This is a genomic window from Thalassospira sp. SM2505, assembly GCF_054901115.1.
On sequence record NZ_CM142731.1, the window covers coordinates 1,366,124 to 1,384,429 of the forward strand.

At 53.6% G+C, this 18,306-nt stretch carries 18 protein-coding genes; 7 read left to right on the forward strand and 11 right to left on the reverse strand.

The features are described from left to right. The first annotated feature begins 136 nt into the window (after positions 1-136). The 3 genes from ACTU44_RS06180 (at position 137) to ACTU44_RS06190 (ending at position 2,936) form a co-directional block, all read left to right on the forward strand. Positions 137-1,219: a tartrate dehydrogenase gene (locus ACTU44_RS06180; protein WP_462096959.1), complete on the forward strand. Its 1,083-nt coding sequence runs from the start codon at positions 137-139 to the stop codon at positions 1,217-1,219. A 331-nt stretch (positions 1,220-1,550) separates the two neighbouring features. Beyond that, positions 1,551-2,489 carry a 2-hydroxyacid dehydrogenase gene (locus tag ACTU44_RS06185; RefSeq protein WP_462096960.1) on the forward strand — a complete coding sequence of 313 codons (939 nt, stop codon included), beginning with the start codon at positions 1,551-1,553 and terminating at the stop codon, positions 2,487-2,489. Between the two features lie 81 nt (positions 2,490-2,570). Next, positions 2,571-2,936 carry a winged helix-turn-helix domain-containing protein gene (locus ACTU44_RS06190; RefSeq protein ID WP_462096961.1) on the forward strand — a complete coding sequence of 122 codons (366 nt, stop codon included), beginning with the start codon at positions 2,571-2,573 and terminating at the stop codon, positions 2,934-2,936. A 28-nt stretch (positions 2,937-2,964) separates the two neighbouring features. On the opposite strand, the gene modC is transcribed toward ACTU44_RS06190, so the two are convergent. The 9 genes from modC to ACTU44_RS06235 all read right to left on the reverse strand — a co-directional run bounded on the left by modC (position 2,965) and on the right by ACTU44_RS06235 (position 11,626). Beyond that, positions 2,965-4,101, reverse strand: a complete 1,137-nt coding sequence (modC, locus tag ACTU44_RS06195; protein WP_336080268.1) for a molybdenum ABC transporter ATP-binding protein — start codon at positions 4,099-4,101, stop codon at positions 2,965-2,967. After that, a complete protein-coding gene (gene modB, locus ACTU44_RS06200) occupies positions 4,098-4,790 on the reverse strand; it encodes a molybdate ABC transporter permease subunit (RefSeq protein ID WP_462096962.1) in 693 nt (230 codons plus the stop codon). The genes modC and modB overlap by 4 nt, the downstream gene beginning before the upstream one ends. Then, positions 4,790-5,581, reverse strand: a complete 792-nt coding sequence (modA, locus tag ACTU44_RS06205; RefSeq protein ID WP_462096963.1) for a molybdate ABC transporter substrate-binding protein — start codon at positions 5,579-5,581, stop codon at positions 4,790-4,792. The genes modB and modA overlap by 1 nt, the downstream gene beginning before the upstream one ends. 181 nt (positions 5,582-5,762) lie before the next feature. Next, on the reverse strand, positions 5,763-6,281 hold the full coding sequence (locus ACTU44_RS06210) for a hypothetical protein (RefSeq protein ID WP_336080271.1): 519 nt from the start codon (positions 6,279-6,281) through the stop codon (positions 5,763-5,765). Positions 6,282-6,342: 61 nt separating this feature from the next. Then, a complete protein-coding gene (locus ACTU44_RS06215) occupies positions 6,343-7,032 on the reverse strand; it encodes an exonuclease domain-containing protein (protein ID WP_114099607.1) in 690 nt (229 codons plus the stop codon). Positions 7,033-7,037: 5 nt separating this feature from the next. Continuing rightward, on the reverse strand, positions 7,038-8,906 hold the full coding sequence (locus ACTU44_RS06220) for a DUF294 nucleotidyltransferase-like domain-containing protein (protein WP_462096964.1): 1,869 nt from the start codon (positions 8,904-8,906) through the stop codon (positions 7,038-7,040). Positions 8,907-9,013: 107 nt separating this feature from the next. Next, the gene (locus ACTU44_RS06225; protein WP_114099605.1) at positions 9,014-10,780 is read right to left on the reverse strand and encodes a sodium:solute symporter family protein; all 1,767 of its coding nucleotides are present in this window, start codon (positions 10,778-10,780) and stop codon (positions 9,014-9,016) included. Between the two features lie 25 nt (positions 10,781-10,805). Further along, positions 10,806-11,066, reverse strand: coding sequence for a DUF4212 domain-containing protein (locus ACTU44_RS06230; protein WP_114099604.1), 261 nt, complete (start codon positions 11,064-11,066; stop codon positions 10,806-10,808). A 149-nt stretch (positions 11,067-11,215) separates the two neighbouring features. Then, positions 11,216-11,626: a hypothetical protein gene (locus ACTU44_RS06235; RefSeq protein WP_147252055.1), complete on the reverse strand. Its 411-nt coding sequence runs from the start codon at positions 11,624-11,626 to the stop codon at positions 11,216-11,218. Between the two features lie 60 nt (positions 11,627-11,686). On the opposite strand from ACTU44_RS06235, the gene ettA reads away from it, so the two are divergent. Continuing rightward, positions 11,687-13,366: an energy-dependent translational throttle protein EttA gene (gene ettA, locus ACTU44_RS06240; protein WP_114099602.1), complete on the forward strand. Its 1,680-nt coding sequence runs from the start codon at positions 11,687-11,689 to the stop codon at positions 13,364-13,366. Between the two features lie 139 nt (positions 13,367-13,505). Here the strand turns inward: ettA and ACTU44_RS06245 are convergent, their stop codons facing one another. After that, positions 13,506-14,147 (reverse strand): MlaC/ttg2D family ABC transporter substrate-binding protein, encoded by a 642-nt coding sequence (locus tag ACTU44_RS06245; RefSeq protein ID WP_114099601.1) that lies wholly within the window; start codon positions 14,145-14,147, stop codon positions 13,506-13,508. A gap of 9 nt (positions 14,148-14,156) precedes the next feature. Continuing rightward, complete coding sequence (locus tag ACTU44_RS06250; RefSeq protein WP_258548792.1) at positions 14,157-14,855, reverse strand: MlaA family lipoprotein; 699 nt, start codon at positions 14,853-14,855, stop codon at positions 14,157-14,159. Between the two features lie 393 nt (positions 14,856-15,248). Here ACTU44_RS06250 and ACTU44_RS06255 point away from each other — a divergent pair, with 393 nt between their 5' ends. From ACTU44_RS06255 to ACTU44_RS06265, 3 genes are all read left to right on the forward strand, one after another. Beyond that, positions 15,249-16,226, forward strand: coding sequence for an ArsR/SmtB family transcription factor (locus tag ACTU44_RS06255; RefSeq protein WP_114099599.1), 978 nt, complete (start codon positions 15,249-15,251; stop codon positions 16,224-16,226). Positions 16,227-16,288: 62 nt separating this feature from the next. Continuing rightward, complete coding sequence (gene metF / locus ACTU44_RS06260) at positions 16,289-17,182, forward strand: methylenetetrahydrofolate reductase (RefSeq protein ID WP_404969466.1); 894 nt, start codon at positions 16,289-16,291, stop codon at positions 17,180-17,182. A 50-nt stretch (positions 17,183-17,232) separates the two neighbouring features. Further along, positions 17,233-18,297, forward strand: a complete 1,065-nt coding sequence (locus ACTU44_RS06265; protein ID WP_258548791.1) for a homocysteine S-methyltransferase family protein — start codon at positions 17,233-17,235, stop codon at positions 18,295-18,297. Positions 18,298-18,306 lie beyond the last annotated feature (9 nt).

Consider the following 18,306-nt stretch of genomic DNA (forward strand, 5'->3'; position numbering starts at 1 on the left):
CATATTGTTCGGAAAAACATCGCAGGTTCGGATGTGGTGACAACTGCGCAGCAGGGTAGCCCCAACGAATAAGGCCGGTTTCCACCTGTCAAAGCGTGCCGACGACCTGACGATATTCAGAGGAGGAAAAGTTCAAATGGCTGGTAACAAACATAAGATCGCGGTGATTGCCGGTGATGGTATCGGCACGGAAGTCATGCCCGAAGGCGTGCGCGTTCTTGAAGCCGCTGCCGAGGTCTACGGGATTGGTCTGACATTTGATACGTTCGAATTCGGATCCTGTGACTATTATCTTAAACATGGTCAGATGATGCCTGATGACTGGAAAAGTCAGATTGGCAATCATGACGCCATCTTCTTTGGTGCAGTGGGCTGGCCTGATACGGTTCCCGATCACATTTCACTGTGGGGGTCGCTAATCCAGTTCCGGCGGGATTTTGATCAGTATGTCAATTTGCGTCCGGCCAAATTGATGCCCGGTGTGCCTTCACCACTTGCCGGTCGCAAGCCGGGTGATATTGATTTCTATGTGGTTCGCGAAAACACCGAAGGTGAATATTCTTCGGTCGGCGGGAAAATGTATCCGGGGACAGATCGCGAGATTGTCATTCAGGAAACCGTCATGTCGCGTGTCGGTGTTGATCGCATCCTGAAATACGCGTTCGAACTGGCCCAGAAACGCCCGCGCAAGCATTTGACATCGGCGACCAAGTCCAATGGCATTTCGATCACCATGCCATATTGGGACGAGCGCGTTATCGAAATGGCAAAGTCCTATCCGGATGTAAGCTGGGACAAATATCATATCGATATTCTGACCGCCCAGTTTGTCATGAATCCGGATCGCTTTGACGTTGTTGTCGCGTCCAACCTGTTTGGCGATATCCTGTCTGACCTTGGTCCGGCTTGTACCGGAACGATTGGTATCGCCCCGTCGGGCAATATCAATCCGGAACGCAAATTCCCGTCCCTGTTCGAGCCGGTCCATGGTTCGGCACCGGATATTGCGGGCAAAGGCATTGCCAACCCGATTGGCCAGATCTGGTCCGGGGCAATGATGCTTGATCATCTTGGTCATACCGATGCCCATGACGGGATCATGCGGGCAATTGAACAGGTTCTGTTGTCCAAGGAACTGCGCACCGGCGACCTTGGCGGTACGGCAAATACCGTAACCTGCGGCAAGGCAATCGCCGATGCCGTGCGCCAGCAAGGTTAACCTCCCCCAAGAAACCACAATAAAAGTTTCCCTTATTCCTCGCCCGATCACCCGTTTCGTCCGGTGGTCGGGCTTCTTTATGTTTGATCTATGGTCGTCGGGGCTTTCGCAAACTCGTAAAGGTGCAGGATGGCCATAGGTGAAAACCTTCTTTTCATCAGGATGCCAGAAACCTGTCGCGTCATGGCGGATATCAGATGGCGTGGAACTTTCTTGTTAAGAGAGAATTGTTAAACGCATTTTCGGGGTGCTGTTGTTTTCCTTATCAACTTGTTTCACAAGGTTGATTTGGATAGCTTCGAACCTTGGTTGCCCCAACGAAAGCCTGACCATGATCCGATCCGTGCTTGCCATCACCGACATTCGTCCGGCCTATACCGCCCTGCTTGCCGGGCGGTATGATCTGCATCGTTTTGATCTTATCAAAGATGCCGAGGCTTTTCTGAATGAGACGGGGGACAAGATCACTGCGGTGGTGACTTCGGCGCGGTTTGGATTGTCTGTCGAATTGATGGACCGGCTTCCCAATCTCGAAGTCATCACAAGTTTCGGTGTTGGACATGATCTGATTGATCTTGAAGCCTGCCGTGCGCGCGGTATTCGGGTTTCAACCACCCCCGATATCCTGACCGATGATGTGGCCGATACCGCAATCATGCTGATGCACGCGGCTTTGCGCAATCTGGTGGCAGGTGACGATTGGGCACGCAGTGGCAAATGGTCTGCCAACGGGCTGATGGCACTAACCCGGTCTGTGCGGGGTAAGAAGCTCGGCATCGTCGGGCTTGGCCGGATCGGGCAAGCGATTGCATCGCGGGCAGAACCAAGCGGGCTTGAGATCGGTTATTTTGGCCGCAACCCCAAGCCGGTCGATTACCAGTTCTTTGACGATCTTGTCGAACTGGCGCGTTGGGCAGATATTCTGATGCTGTCCTGCCCGGGTGGGGCTGCGACACAGGGCATCATCAATGCCGATGTTCTGTCTGCATTGGGGGCAGATGGCTTTGTAATTAATATTGCACGCGGTTCGGTTGTCGATGAGCCGGCACTGATAGACGCCTTGCAGAATAAAGTGATCGCAGGGGCGGGTTTGGATGTGTTTTACAACGAACCGCATATGGACCGCGCCTTTGCCGCGCTTGATAATGTTGTCCTCTATCCGCATCACGCCAGCGGCACGGTTGAAACACGCGACGCAATGGCACAGCTTGTTGTCGATAATCTCAACGCCTGGGATGATCGCGGTGAACTGATCACGCCGGTTGCCTGACGACACATATTCACCATTTGGCGCGGCGCATGACGATCTTTGATCTTGGCGGTCAAATGCCGGTCGGGATATTGTGTCGCAATGACTGGTGATGATCTTAAAGTCCGACTGAAAATTGAACTGCCCGGCGCAGTGCGCCTTGGCTATGGCAAGGTAGATCTGTTGCGCGCGGTCGAAGAGCATCGTTCGATTTCGGCCGCAGCACGGTCGATGGGGATGTCCTATCGCCGGGCATGGCTGCTGATTGACGAGCTAAACAAGTGTTTCAGAGAGCCTGTAATCGAAACCAGTATCGGCGGACGTGCGCATGGTGGCGCGACCCTGACGCCAACCGGCATCCGGATCATCGAGATTTATCAAACAGCCCGTGACAAGGTGCAGGACGCCATCAAGGACGAACTGGATCAACTGGCTGCGTCATTGGCAGAGAACCCCCAAGCTGACTGACGGATTGGGGATTGTGGCCGGAATTCTGTCAAAGCGAATGGTCAGACAGCTGACCATCCACTGTCACAGATTTTATCACCGCAAAGACCTTTTGATGACGTTCAAGATTGAGCCGCCCGGCAGACCATCGCGTGATACGCGCATGCAAGGTCGGTCGTCCACTGGTGGCGGCGAAAAGTGATGCATCGGCATCATGGCCAAAGCACAGGCTGATATCGACCGTATCCCCGTCCAGATCACTAATGTCGGTAATGGTCACCGGGATAATGTTATTGGCACTGATTCCCGATGGTGCCGTCCGCGCAATCATGACATCACGGGCGCGGATATGCAGGCGTACCTGATGGCTGGCCGGGCGTCCAAGATACGGGACGACAATGCGCTGTCCGGCGCATTCAAGGAAGCTTACCTCGGCCTTGGGATCGCGACTGACGATCCGGGCAGGCAGAACCGTTCCGGCGTCAAACTGTCCGGCAAGCGGGGGCAGGTCGCTACGGCCCAGCATGTCAAACACCGAACCGCTGGCCAGTGTTTTCCCTTGATCAATCACCACCAAATGGTCGGCAAGGCGGGCGACTTCGTCGATCGCATGGGTGACATACAGGATCGGGATTCTGCGGTGGTCACGCAGCCACTCGAAATAGGGAAGGATTTCCTGTTTGCGGGCATGATCAAGCGCCGATAACGGCTCATCCAGAAGCAGGATATCGGGATTTGCAAGCAAGGCGCGGCCAAGTGCCACACGCTGCTTTTCACCACCGGAAAGGGCCGCGGGACGGCGCCCCATCAAGGGAGAAATGCCGAGCATCTCGAGAATGGCAGTCTGTTCTTCGCGGTTCAGTTTGTCGGCATTCCGACGTGCCCCGAAATAAAGGTTTTCGCTGACGGTCTTGTGGGGAAACAGGCGGGCATCCTGAAACACATAACCAACGCGCCGGTGTCGCGCCGGCAGGTTGATTTGCCGGGCATGATCGAAAACAACATGTTCGCTTATCTCGATGCGCCCCGTGTCGGGGCGTTCCAGTCCGGCGATGATATTGATCAGACTGGTTTTGCCACTTCCTGACGGGCCGAACAGGGCCGTGATACCGGGTTCCTTGATGTGGAAATCCGCATCAAGGTCAAGCTTGCCAATCTTGTGTCGGATCGAAAGATGGATGCTCATGCCGTGGCCCTTTTGCGGATATGGCGCATGGCAATCTCGGACAGGAGCAGTCCGCCAAAGGCAAGCCCGATGGAGAGTGCGGCAAGTCGTGCTGCGGCAAGTTCGCCGCCGGGGGTCTGGATTGCGGTATAGATCGCAAGGGGTAATGTCCGCGTTTCACCCGGAATGTTCGAAACAAAGGTAATGATGGCCCCGAATTCCCCAAGACTTGCAGCAAAGGCAGTAATCGCACCGGCAATGATACCGGGCAAAGCCAAGGGCAAGGTTAGCGAAAAGAACCGGTCAATCGGCCCGGCGCCAAGCGTTTCAGCCGCCTGATACAAGCCGCTATTGACGTTTTCAAGACTGAGCCGGATGGCGCGGACCTGAAACGGGAAGCTGACAATGGCTGACGCCAGTGCCGCCCCCGTCCAGCTGAAGACAAAGCGAATGTCAAAGGTTTCATAAAGCCAAGCGCCAAGCGGGGCGCGGGTGCCAAAGCCGATCAGTAGCAAATAGCCCATCACGACCGGCGGCAAGATCAGCGGCAGATGCACTATGGCATCAAGAATGAAGCGTCCGGGAAACCGCCCAAGTGCCAATGCGGTTGCGACCAGAATGGCAAAGGGCAGGGCACAGGCAACAGCGACGCCCGAAATGCGCAAACTCAGCAACAGGGCTTCGATCTCTGCTGGCGTCAAACTGATCATTACTTTGCTGTGCCTGTATTGGTTGCCTGTATCTGATCAAATCCATAATCGGTAAAAATCTTGCCTGCGTCATCCCCCAAAAGCCAGGTAAGGAAATTGGCATTGCTGTCGTTACCGGTATCCTTGATCAGGGCGACTGGATAGGTGATTGGCGGATGGCTGTCATCAGGGAACGTGCCAACGATTTTGACACCCTGTGTAATCGCGGCATCCGTACGATAGACGATGCCAAGCGGGGCCTCACCCCGTTCGACCAGTGCAAGTGCTGCGCGCACATTGTCGGCACGGGCAAGACGGGGGGCAAGTGTTTCCCATTGGCCGAGATAACTCAGTGCCTGTTGGGCATAGATACCGGCGGGAACGTGGTCCGGATCGCCGACTGCGATGCGATCATCGTTACCAAGAAGTGCTGTGATGTCGGTATCTTTGGTCAATGAAATGGCGTTAATGGCACTGTCGTTGGGGGCTATTACGACAAGTCCGTTGGCGACCATATTGTTGCGGGTGTCAGCTTCGATCATGTCCTGCTCAGATAACCAGTCCATCCATTTCTGATTGGCGGAGATGAAAATGTCTGCTGGTGCACCAGCAGCAATCTGGCGGGCAAGGGTTGATGAACTGGCAAATGATATCTCGATGCGATCACCGGATTGCTGTTCATAGGCTTTTGCGGCAGCAGTAACGGCGTTGGTCAGGCTGGCAGCGGCAAAAACAGTGATGTCTTCGGCATGAGCATTAATGGCGGTGAACAGCAAAACTGGCAGGGCAAGATATCTGGCAAGGCGGCGCATGGTGGGATCCTTGTGGCATTGACCTATCGCTATATTTTAATGGATACAACGATAGGTCAAGTAATTGATGCCATGCAGTTTCGAGACGAAGGGAATTTCGGATCGTAACATTGGCCAAGCTCAAACAACAACAGCCCGCCAATGGCGGGCTGTGGAGAGAGCAAGACTGGTGAGTGTATGCTTACCGGCACACAGCAGCGCGCAGCGGATCGTCCGCATCCATGTCGAACCATTCCTTCATGTCGGTCGGAAAGCCGTTATCATCAAGATTGTTGTCGGGCGTGATGTAGCCACGCTTGCCAGTGGTGCAATCAACCAGATGGGTCAGCGCCAATGTTTCAGCCCCCTTTTTCAGAAGCAGCGTTGTAACGCGCCTTTCATCCGGATTTGCCGGATTGGGTACGAGCTTGTCACGATCAATGGCTGTAAACCGGTTGATTGGCGCTGAAATCAGGGTCCAGGGCGCAAACGGGTTTTCGTCGGTAAAGATCTGGATCACGTCGATATTTTGCGGAAGCCGCGCATCATAGCGATCAAACCAGCTATATTCATCCCAGATCATATAGCCAAACATCGCAACGGCGGCGACAAAGGGAACGACATATTTCGGTGCTTTGCGGCCCCAAAGACGGAACAGCAGCATCACTACCCCGGCAGCAGCAAAGCCGACAACTACCGTTGTGAAAATAAAGACATACATGCGGCCGTGACCCCCGGTTCCCTGTTATATTTGTTTGGGCTTTTGATGCCCTGTAATCCGATTAGCGCAGTATCCGGTTGAGCTCAAGTTCACCTTTTGGATCACGCTTGGCAATCTGGGCCAGAAACAGCCCCGATGCGGCAATCGCATCCGATAATGCGTTATGTGCGCGGAACGGCGGCAGGTTGTGGCTGCGCCGCAAGCTATCAAGTTTCAGTGCCCCAGATTTCATCGGCTGTCCACTGCGATGCAGATCGCGAAGGGCAAGAACCAGTGTGTCGACCGTCGGAATTTGCAAAGGGGCACCAAAACACTGTTTGCATGCCTGACCCAGAAAACCCAGTTCAATCGGGGCGTGATGGGATATCAGAACCCGACCTGCCATCTGGGGTAACAGATGTTCAAGTGCGGTTTTGATATCGGGTGCATTGGCGACGTCGCTATCAAATATGCGATGGACCACGACCGAGCTTTCACTAAGTTCCTGCGTCGGGCGGACCAGAATATGTTCACAGCTTGAGAAATCAACACCAAGCTGCCGGATGATCACCCAGCCCAGACTGACGATCTCGTCGCGCTTGGGATCAAGACCGGTGGTTTCCAGATCAAGGGCGATGAACTCGGTTTCACCGACCGGGCGATGTGGATCCGCTGGCGGGATATCATAATAGGCCCGCAAGGGGCCCGTTGCCTTGCGCTGGATGAAATCCCGGTAAAGGCGACTGTCGACGATTTTTTGACGCAATCCCATACTGATCAGGTCCCGCTTTTGCCAAAGGCATTTTCGAGCGCATTTTGAAGGTTCTTGATCACCGAAAAGGCGTCTTTCAGATGGCTGCGTTCAAAGGCAGACAGGCTTTCGGGATGCAGGAAGTTGTCCGGGGCATCCCCGCGCCGGATTTGCCGTACCTGATGTTTCAGGCGCGTGATGCTGATAAATTCAAAGGCATCAAGAAGATCCGACGCCCCTTGTTTGCTGATCGAGGGCAGTGATTTGACGGCATGAAGTCGTTCAAATGTATTGACAGCTTCAACCCCGTTGGCCAGGGCGTGAATACGGGCCAGATCAACAATCGGCACAACCCCGTTATGTTTCAGATCAAGGGTGCTGTCATGTTCGCCGCCCCGGATCATCACAAAGTTCTTGAAGAAGCCAAGCGGCACATGATGGCTCAGGGCATTACCAACCATATAGGCCTGGAAAATGCGGTTGTCGCGCGCCTTGGAGACAATCAGGCGATGGAGATTGTCAAACAGGCTTTTGGTGCCGTGGATGGGGCGCAAGTCGAACCACACAGAACAGAGCATCAGAGATTTGGGTTCGGGCTGTTCGATCCATTTGTTGAAATATTGCTGCCAGACACGCACGGGTTGGCGCCACTGGTCGGTTTTTGCCATCATATCGCCAGGGCAATAAACATAACCAACCGTGTTGAGACCATCACAGACAAAATCTGCCAGCGCCCTGAACCATTCTCCGTGTTGTTCCGGATCATAGGCATCATCAATGATCAGGCAGTTATCCTGATCGGACAGGGCTGTTTGTTCCTGACGGCCTTGTGATCCCCCTGCCATCCAGACATAGGGAACCGGTGGCGGGCCAAGCCTTTCTTCGGCCAGTTGCAACAGACGGACCGTCGCGGCATCCGAAAGGGTGGTTACGATATGTCCGGCATTTTGTGATGTTGCTCCGGCTTCGATCAGATGACTGAGCAGTTCAGGAACCTGTTTGATGACCTTGGCCATATCCGCCGGATCGGTCAGCTTGCCAATCCGCCCGGCCATATAGACAGCCGACAATGACTGACGGGCAAGCAGGTTGTTGGTGGTGATCACGCCGACAGCCTTGCCATCCTTCATCACCGGCAGATGACGTACATTGTGACGCGTCATGGTCAAAAGCGCATCAAATGCATATTCGTCGGGGTGAATGGATATCGGGTTTGCGGTCATGATTTCGGTAACCGGATCGTCATAGCTTCGACCTTGTGCAACGACACGGTTTCGCAAGTCGCGATCGGTCATGATGCCGACGACTTCGGCGTCACCCTCGGTGATCAGAAGGCAGGAAACCCGTTCCTTGCTCATCAGTTTGCCTGCATCCAGAATGGTCGCAGATTTGTCGATACTGACCAGATTGCGTGCAATCAGATCAGCAACCCTGACACTCATCAGTTTGAGCTGGTCGTCATCACGGCTTTCAATCAGCTGCATACCACTGCGCAGCCGCTCCCCGCCCATCTGGGCAAAGAAGTAGTTAAACTGGGGATATTTCCCGGCCAGATAGTGAAAATCCTTCTCGGGTAGCAGGTAACACAGGCTGTCTTCAAGCGTCGTGATATTGTTGGCGGCCTTGCCGTTACGGAACATCGCACGCACGCCAAAGCATTCGCCCTCGGACAGGCGGGCAAGCAGCAGCCCATCCGGATCGCGGGTTTCTGTGCCGCCCGTTCGGATAATATACAGGTGAAGGCATTGCTGTTCGGGGGAAAGGACCTTGGTTCCGGCCCGGAAATAACGCGCCGTCAGCCGTTTGGGCAGGGTATTGATTTCATCGTCGGGTAACAGGTCAAAAGGGTGATGCTGTTTTAAAAATTCAGCAATTTCTTCGAGTTCGATGCTCATTCCTATTTCCTCCGCTCGGCCATTGTTGCCTGACAATGCGCAAAAAGAAAAGCCCCCGGATCAATGATCCGGGGGCCTGCAACAGATTTGGTAAACCGATTGACCGATTAGTGGTCAACCGCGCCGCTGGCCCCTTTCGGAACGCGGATATCTTCGACCATGTGCTGGATATGCTCTGGCGGTTCAGCGGTGACTTTCGACACGGCGAAAGCAACGATGAAGTTCAGAACCATACCAACGGTACCAATACCTTCCGGCGAAATGCCGAACAGCCAGTTGTCGGGCGTATTGGCAATGATCGGATCAAAGAACACACCTTTATAGGCAAGGATATAGCCCATGGTGAAGATCAGGCCGGTCAACATGCCAGCAATCGCACCTTCGCGGTTAACCTTCTTGGAGAAGATCCCCATGATGATTACCGGGAACAGAGACGACGCAGCAAGGCCGAACGCAAAGGCCACAACCTGTGCCACAAAGCCTGGCGGGTTGTACCCCAGATAGCCTGCGATCAGGATCGCAACAGCTGCTGCGATACGACCGGCCATAAGTTCCTGACCTTCTGTCATGTCCGGTGTGAAAGTACCTTTGAGAAGGTCATGCGACACACCAGAGGAAATCACAAGCAACAGGCCGGCAGCGGTCGACAGCGCAGCAGCAATGCCGCCTGCTGCAACCAGTGCAATGACCCAGTTCGGAAGCTGTGCAATTTCCGGGTTGGCCAAAACCATGATGTCACGGTCAACGGTCAGTTCGTTACCAGCCCAGCCATATTCAGTGGCCTTGGCAGCAAAGTCCTTGTTCGCATCGTTATAGTACTGGATGCGACCATCACCGTTCTTGTCTTCGAACTTCAGAAGGCCGGTAGCTTCCCAGCGCTTCATCCAGTCTGGACGTTCTTCAAAGGACAGGTTGCCATCTTCGGCACCAACTTCGCCGGTCTGGATGGTTTCGGTCAGGTTCAGACGTGCCATTGCACCAACTGCCGGAGCAGTGGTGTAAAGAAGCGCGATGAAGACCAGAGCCCAACCAGCCGAGGAACGTGCGTCACGCACTTTCGGCACGGTGAAGAAGCGAACGATAACGTGCGGAAGACCGGCAGTACCAACCATCAGAGCCGCGGTGATAGCAAAGACATCAATCGTGGATTTGTTGGTGGTGGTATATTCGAGGAAGCCGAGTTCCGTAACCACGGTATTGAGGCGTTCAAGCATATATTCGCCTGTACCATTGACGGTCGAGCCGAATGCCAGCTGCGGCAGCGGATTGCCGGTCAGCTGGAAGGCAATGAAGATCGCCGGAATGGTATAGGCAACAATCAGAACGCAGTACTGAGCAACCTGGGTATAGGTAATGCCCTTCATGCCGCCAAGAACGGCGTAGATGAAGACGATGCCCATGCCAACGATAAGGCCGGTGAGGATTTCGACTTCAAGGAAGCGCGAGAACACGATACCAACGCCGCGCATCTGGCCTGCCACATAAGTGAACGAGATAAAGATCAGGCAGATAACAGCAACGATACGGGCTGCTTTGGAATAATAGCGGTCACCGATGAATTCCGGCACGGTGAACTTACCGTATTTGCGCAGGTAAGGTGCCAGAAGCATTGCCAGCAGGCAGTAGCCGCCGGTCCAGCCCATCAGGTAAACCGAGCCGCCATAGCCAAGGAAGGCAATGAGGCCAGCCATAGAGATGAAGGAAGCAGCAGACATCCAGTCTGCTGCGGTCGCCATACCGTTGACGACCGGGTTAACACCTTTGCCAGCGACATAGAATTCGCCGGTGGTGCTCGCCTTGGCCCAGATCGCGATGCCGATATACAGCGCGAAGCTCAAGCCAACGACGATATATGTAAGGGTAGTAAGATCCATTTTGTCTGTCTCCCCAGATCCTGCGTCAATCGTCGTCTTCGTGAACGTCGAACTCGCGGTCCAGTTTGTTCATCTTTGACACATAGACGAAAATCAGTGCGACAAAGACATAGATGGACCCTTGTTGAGCAAACCAGAAACCAAGCTGGAAGCCCGCTATTTCGATACTGTTGAGGGCATCGACAAACAAAATGCCGAAACCGTAGGAAACGATGAACCAGATCACAATCAGACTTGCGACCAGTTTCACGTTTCTCTTCCAGTAGGCTGCGCTTTGTTCATCCATCGCGCGTCTCCTTCCTAGAATTGATAACTTCCCCTGCCGACCACTTGTTGTGTTTTTGTCAGTCGGCCGCATGTATGAAAGACAACAGAGTGCGATGACACACTTTTTGTCTTCTAAGCTCGATACCAGTTTTCGAGATTCCCCAGAAGCTAATCATTAGTCGTATGAAACAGGGCCTTAGGAGAGGCTTGTTTGAACTTAAGGCATGAAATATCGAAGATTTCCGCCACTTTTTCATGTGTGCGCTGCGGTATTTTGAGTTGAAGATTGATATCAATAAAATCGTCAAAGTTTCTGTTTTTGATGTCTCTGTTGTGATTTGAATCGATTTTATACGTAAGAATAAAGCTTTTGCAGTCATGAGATCCACGCATTAACTCCGGGGCGGAAAAATCAAAGCTGTCCAAAACAGCTGGCAGGATACGGATTGATATTGCAGTTGTTTTCGACGGTCTGAGGCAAGTAACAGCTCTGCATGGCGCCATGTGCGGTTTGAAGTTGTTAACCGTAAGCACGTCGGTTACAAACGGGCACAGTATTTCAGGCATGGTTTCTTGCATGCCGTAGTGATCCGTCCTCAAGCAGGGCGGACCCAACGACATTTTTGGATGGGGAATTTAATGGCATCCTACCAGTATATTTACGTCATGAAGGACCTGACCAAGATCCTTCCGGGCGGTCGCGAACTTTTCAAGGGCATCACCTTGTCCTTCCTGCCGGGTGTGAAGATCGGTGTTCTCGGGAACAACGGCGCAGGTAAATCGACCCTGCTGAAAATCATGGCCGGCATTGAAAAGGATTTCGCCGGTGAAGCATGGCCCGCAGAAGGCGTTCGTGTCGGTTACCTTGAACAGGAACCACAGCTGAACCCGGAAAAGGATGTTCTTGGCAACGTCATGGAAGGGTGTGGCAAGGTTGTGGACGATCTGGCGCGCTTCAATGAAATCAGCGCCAAGTTTGCCGAACCGATGACCGATGACGAAATGAATGATCTCCTTGCCGAGCAGGGTGAACTTCAGGAAGCAATCGATGCCGCCAATGGCTGGGATCTTGAGCGCACGCTTGAAATCGCCATGGATGCGCTGCGTTGCCCGCCGAAAGATTCGGACGTCACCAAGCTTTCGGGTGGTGAGCGCCGCCGTGTCGCACTTTGCCGTCTGCTTCTGGCGAAGCCCGACATTCTGCTGCTTGACGAACCGACCAACCATCTTGACGCTGAATCGGTTGCCTGGCTTGAACGTCACCTCGAAGATTATCAGGGTACCGTTATTCTGGTTACCCACGATCGTTACTTCCTCGATAACGTTACGGGCTGGATCCTTGAACTCGACCGTGGTCAGGGCATCCCGTATGAAGGTAACTACTCGTCCTGGCTTGAACAGAAGCAGAAGCGTCTGGATCAGGAAGCCCGTCAGGAAGGTAGCCGTCAGAAACAGCTGGCATCCGAACTGGAATGGATTCGTCAGAACCCGAAAGGTCGTCAGGCAAAATCCAAGGCCCGTGTTCGTGCCTATGACGATCTCGTTGCCGAAGCAGCAAAGGCCGTACCGGATTCGACCAAGATCGTTATTCCGATTGCCGAGCGTCTCGGGAACGAAGTCATCACCGCTGAAGGTTTGACCAAGGCATTTGGTGACAAACTTCTGTTTGATGATCTGCACTTCCGTCTGCCGCCGGGTGGTATCGTTGGTGTTATCGGCCCGAACGGCGCAGGTAAAACCACGCTGTTTAAAATGCTGACCGGTAGCGACACTCCGGATTCCGGAACGCTCAAGATCGGTGAAACGGTCAAGATGGGCTATGTCGATCAGTCGCGTGACTCGCTTGATCCGAACAAGACTGTCTGGCAGGAAGTTTCCGACGGCCTTGACGAAATCCTGCTGGGCAAACGCCCGATGAGCTCGCGTGCCTATGTATCGCAATTTGCTTTCAAAGGTGCTGATCAACAGAAGAAAGTCGGTCAGCTGTCAGGTGGTGAACGTAACCGCGTTCACCTTGCAAAGATGCTGAAATCCGGCGCGAACGTCCTGCTGCTTGACGAACCGACCAACGATCTTGACGTTGATACGCTTCGCGCACTGGAAGAAGGTCTTCTGGAATTTGCCGGTTGTGCTGTGGTTATCTCGCACGATCGCTTCTTCCTTGACCGTATTGCGACCCATATTCTGGCTTACGAAGGCAATTCGCACGTCGAATGGTTCGAAGGTAACTATCAGGAATATGAAGCGGATTATAAGCGTCGCTATGGCGAAGAAGCCAGCCGTCCGCACCGCATCAAGTACAAGCCGCTTACCCGTTAATCCGGGTATTCGTCGCTTTGAAATGCAAAAGGCCACCTTCGGGTGGCCTTTTTGTTTTGGATGGGGTGTGTTCGAACAAAGAAAAAGCCACCGGCCCTTGGGGCGGTGGCTTTTGAAGGCGATTGCGATGATCGAATGATCAGAGACCGGTTTTTGCCTTAAGGGCTGCGGTCAGTGCGCCGACATCGTCATTGTTCTGCTGGATCACGGCGGTGAATTCGTCACGCTGTGTGATGCCCATGCTCAGACCTTCGATGGAGACATCAATGATCTTGTAATGGCCGTCAAAGACGCGCATCCGCCAGACAATATTCACAGGCGGGCCATCCGGGCGAACAAACTGCGAATTGACGAATGTGTCCTTGTTCTTCTCGGTTTCGTTACCGACGACGAACTGTTCACCGTTAAAGGCCTTGAACTGGTTGGCATAGTTCAGAGCCAGGTAATTCTGGAGAAGTTTGGAAAACTCCCCGATCTCCTCCTTGGAGATGGAGCGCCAGTAGCGGCCGAGCACAAAACGCGACACAACGTCCATCTCGAAATAGCGATCCATCAGGGCAACGAATTTCTGACGACGGACATCGTCTGCAAGAGTCTGGTCCGTCAATTCGGTCATCGCCTGATCGGCAAGGGCCTGAATGACGTTTGCGGCACTTTGATCAACGGCAACTTCCGCCAGCACAGGCGCAGAAGCACCTGTCGCAACGGCTGGACCCGACCACGCCGCAGCAACGGCAATGAAAGCGGCTGCTGCGGGGATGATGATCTTGCGCTTGGTCATGACGTACTCTTACTGGCTGGCAGCTTCAACGGCATCGTCAAAGCTGAACTCGGCGCTTTCACCCTCGATCTCGGATGCTGGTGCCGGGGCACCGTTGCGGATCAGGGTGTTACGCTGCTGACGATAGAGGCTGCGCAGTGCGGCATAGTAGTCGATGGACGACTTCTGCAATTCGTTCAGCTGATTGACCGTTGAATAGCGATAGTGAAGTGCACTCAGACCGATCGAGCCAAGGTAAAGTGCCTCGGCTGTGTCACTGTTTTGCGAACCCCAGGTCAGCGGGTTGGCAACATAATCTACACCAAGACCAATGCCATCACGCAGGTTGGACGGGCCCAACAGCGGAAGCACGATATACGGACCGGCGCCAACGCCATAATGCGCCAGAGTCTGACCGAAATCTTCACGACGATACGGAATGCCGAAATCGGCAGCGACGTCGTTAAATCCGAGGAAGCCCAGCGTCGTATTCATGATGAAACGCTGGAAAGAGGCAGCTGCCTGATCCGGGTCGCCCTGCAGCAACGCGTTGAGAGAGTTCAACGGCTCATTGATGTTGCGCACAAAGCTTGCGACCGAGGTTTTTACAGGTTCCGGTGCGATGTCCCGGTACCACATGGCAGCAGGGTAAAGAACCATGAAATCGACTGCGCCGTTCACGCCGTGAACAACACGGTTTACCGGTTCAATCGGGTCAAAATCACTCATGTCCTGTGCAGGTTCTGTTGATGCACAAGCCGTCAACAAGGACAGCGAACCAGCAGCACAGAGTGAAAGTAGAGCTCGAAACTTCATTATTTTCAGCCAACCGATGTTCGATACATAGACTTCCTTGACCCAAGACGTTTCTCGTGCGGGAACACCAAAAAACGTTACCGATCAACTTCCTGCTCGCGAAGTCCGATCATGTATCGTGTACGTCTCGAATATTTATGTGGTTAGCATAGGGTGAAATTAAACGCCAGCATACAAAAAGTTGAAAGGGATCAAGCTGTTTTGCCGTGTGATGTTTTTACCATACCCCCTTTGGGTAGGAAAATAGATATTGATTAAATATAAACATATCTTTATATCTGTTTTTATCAGACGGGAGATATCGATATGGAACAGGTTCTGGCAAGATTGCGCGCGGCGGCTGAAGCGACACGGCTTCGCCTGCTTGCCATTTGTGCCGAGTGCGAACTGACCGTCAGCGAGATCACCCAGATCATTGGCCAAAGCCAGCCCCGCGTTTCCCGCCATCTGAAGTTATTGTGCGAAGCAGGCCTTCTGGTCCGTTTTCGCGAAGGGACCTGGGTTTTCTATCGGACGCCACATTCCGGTCCTGGGGCCGATCTGGTGCAGCCGGTTCTGGCGTTGTTGCCAGTTGATGACGAGATTCTGTCGCTTGATCGTGCTCGCCTTGAACAGGTCAAAGCCCAGCGCGAGAAAATCGCCACTGAATATTTTCGCGCCAATGCCGAAGATTGGGATCAAATCCGTTCCCTGCATATCGACGAGGCCGTTGTCGAACAGGCATTGCTTGATGCCGTCGGTGATCTGGGGGGCGGACGGATACTTGATATCGGTACCGGTACCGGACGTATCCTTGAACTTCTTGGCAAGAATGCCGAAGAAGGTGTTGGCGTTGATATGTCGCGCGAGATGCTGGCCGTTGCGCGTGCGCGCTTGCAACGAGCCGATCTTTCAAATTGTCTGGTGCGGCAGGCTGATATGTATCAACTGCCTTATCCGGGCGGCATGTTTGATGTCGTGACCCTGCATCAGGTTCTGCATTTCGCAGAAAAGCCGGATGCGGCAATTGCCGAGGCTGCGCGCGTTCTTGCGCCAAATGGAAAGCTTGTAGTGGTCGACTTTGCGCCTCATGACCGCGACGAGCTGCGCGAGGAACATGCTCATCGTCGCCTTGGTTTTGAGGATTCGTCGATCAGTACGTGGTTTCGCGCATGTGAACTTGTCTTTGACGATGTCATAAACCTGCCCGGCAAACCACTGACTGTCAGAATCTGGGTTGCACATGCTGCGGCACGTGTGACCGAACAGGTACCAAAGAATAGCACAGACAAGGCGGCGGAATAGTCCGCGTTACCCGACCTAAATAAGAACATCCCGATACACGGGAAAGTGAAGACAGGATTGATATGATGACGGTTCAAGAAAAACAGGCAGCACACAACGATCTGCGGGTTTCGTTCGAATTCTTCCCCCCTAAAACGGAGAAGATGGAAGAAACCATGTGGCGCTCGATCCATCGGCTTGCGCCGTTGAACCCGTCATTCGTATCTGTAACCTATGGGGCTGGTGGCACGACGCGTGATCGCACCCATGGCAGCGTCACCCGTATTCAGGGCGAAACCGGTATTCCGGCGGCCGCCCATCTGACCTGTGTTGGTCATACCAAAGAAGAGATCGAAGAAATCGCTCGCAAATACTGGGACGAAGGCATTCGTTCGATTGTGGCGCTTCGCGGTGACTTGCCCGATGCCGGTGGTGTCTATACGCCTACCCCGGGCGGTTACCCATATGCGGTTGATCTGGTTGCGGGGCTTAAGGCAATTGCCGATTTTGATATTTCGGTTTCGGCCTATCCGGAAATGCATCCCGATGCACCAAGTGCCGATTTCGAGATTGATTATCTGAAACGCAAGATTGATGCCGGTGCCAATCGCGCCATTACGCAGTTTTTCTTTGATAACGAAACCTATCTTCGGTTCCGTGATAAATGTGATGCGGCTGGCATCAATGCGCCGATTGTTCCGGGTATCTTGCCGGTTACAAACTTCGCATCTTTGTTGAAATTCGCCGATATGTGTGGTGCTTCTGTTCCCGAACGGTTGCACTGGCGTTTTGATGGTCTGGATGAAGACCCGGAAACGCGCCGCATGGTTGCATTCCACGAAGCCATCTCGCAGGTTGAAGGTTTGATGAAGGAAGGTGTTAGCGACTTCCATTTTTATACCCTCAACCGCGCCGAACTGACCTATGCCATCTGTCATGCGCTGGGTATTCGCGGGACGGACAAGGCTGCTGCCTGAGCTCCGAACACCCACTTTGCAATGCATGACTGAAAGACTGGATGAAAAAGATGAATGATCGCAAGGAACGCGTCGCCCTGTTACGCAAACGGGCCGAGGAAAAGATACTGATCCTTGATGGCGCCATGGGAACCATGATCCAGAAACACAAACTGACCGAGGAAGATTACCGCGGGGAACGGTTTGCCGACTGGAAGCAGGATGTCAAAGGTAACAATGATTTGTTGTCACTGACCCGGCCGGACATCATCAAGGACATCCATCTGCAATATATCGCAGCCGGAGCGGACCTTCAGGGAACCAATACCTTTAGTGCGACGACGATTGCCCAGGCCGATTACGGCATGGAACATCTGGCTTACGAGATCAATTTCGAAAGTGCCAAGATTGCGCGACAGGCGTGCGATGAGTGGGAAGCCGCCCATCCCGGCGATGTGCGCTTTGTAAATGGTGCCATCGGCCCGACCAACCGTACCGCTTCGATCTCACCGGATGTGAACAATCCCGGCTTCCGTGCAATTACCTTTGATCAGCTCAAAGACGCCTACAAGGAAGCCGCCAAGGGTTTGCTTGATGGCGGGGCAGATGCGCTTCTGGTCGAAACCATTTTTGATACGCTGAACGCCAAGGCGGCACTTTATGCGATTGACGAGGTGCTTGAAGAACGCGGCGAAGACGTGCCGGTCCTGATTTCAGGCACCATCACGGATGCGTCGGGTCGTACCCTTTCGGGGCAAACGACCGAAGCGTTCTATAACTCGGTCCGTCATGCCAAGCCGTTCTCGATCGGACTGAACTGTGCACTTGGTGCCGCGCAGTTGCGCCCCTATGTACAGGAACTCTCGCGTATTGCCGAATGCCGTGTGTCGGTTTATCCCAATGCCGGTTTGCCGAACGAATTTGGTGAATATGATCAGACCGATGCCGAAATGGCAGCGCTGGTTAAGGAATGGGCGGAAACCGGTATGGTTAACCTGCTTGGTGGATGCTGTGGCACGACGCCGCCGCATATCAAGGCCATTGCCGATGCAGTTGCCAATGCCAAGCCGCGTACGCTTCCGAAGATTGAACCAAGAATGCGGTTGTCCGGCCTTGAGCCGTTTGACGCTGCCTGAACCCGATAT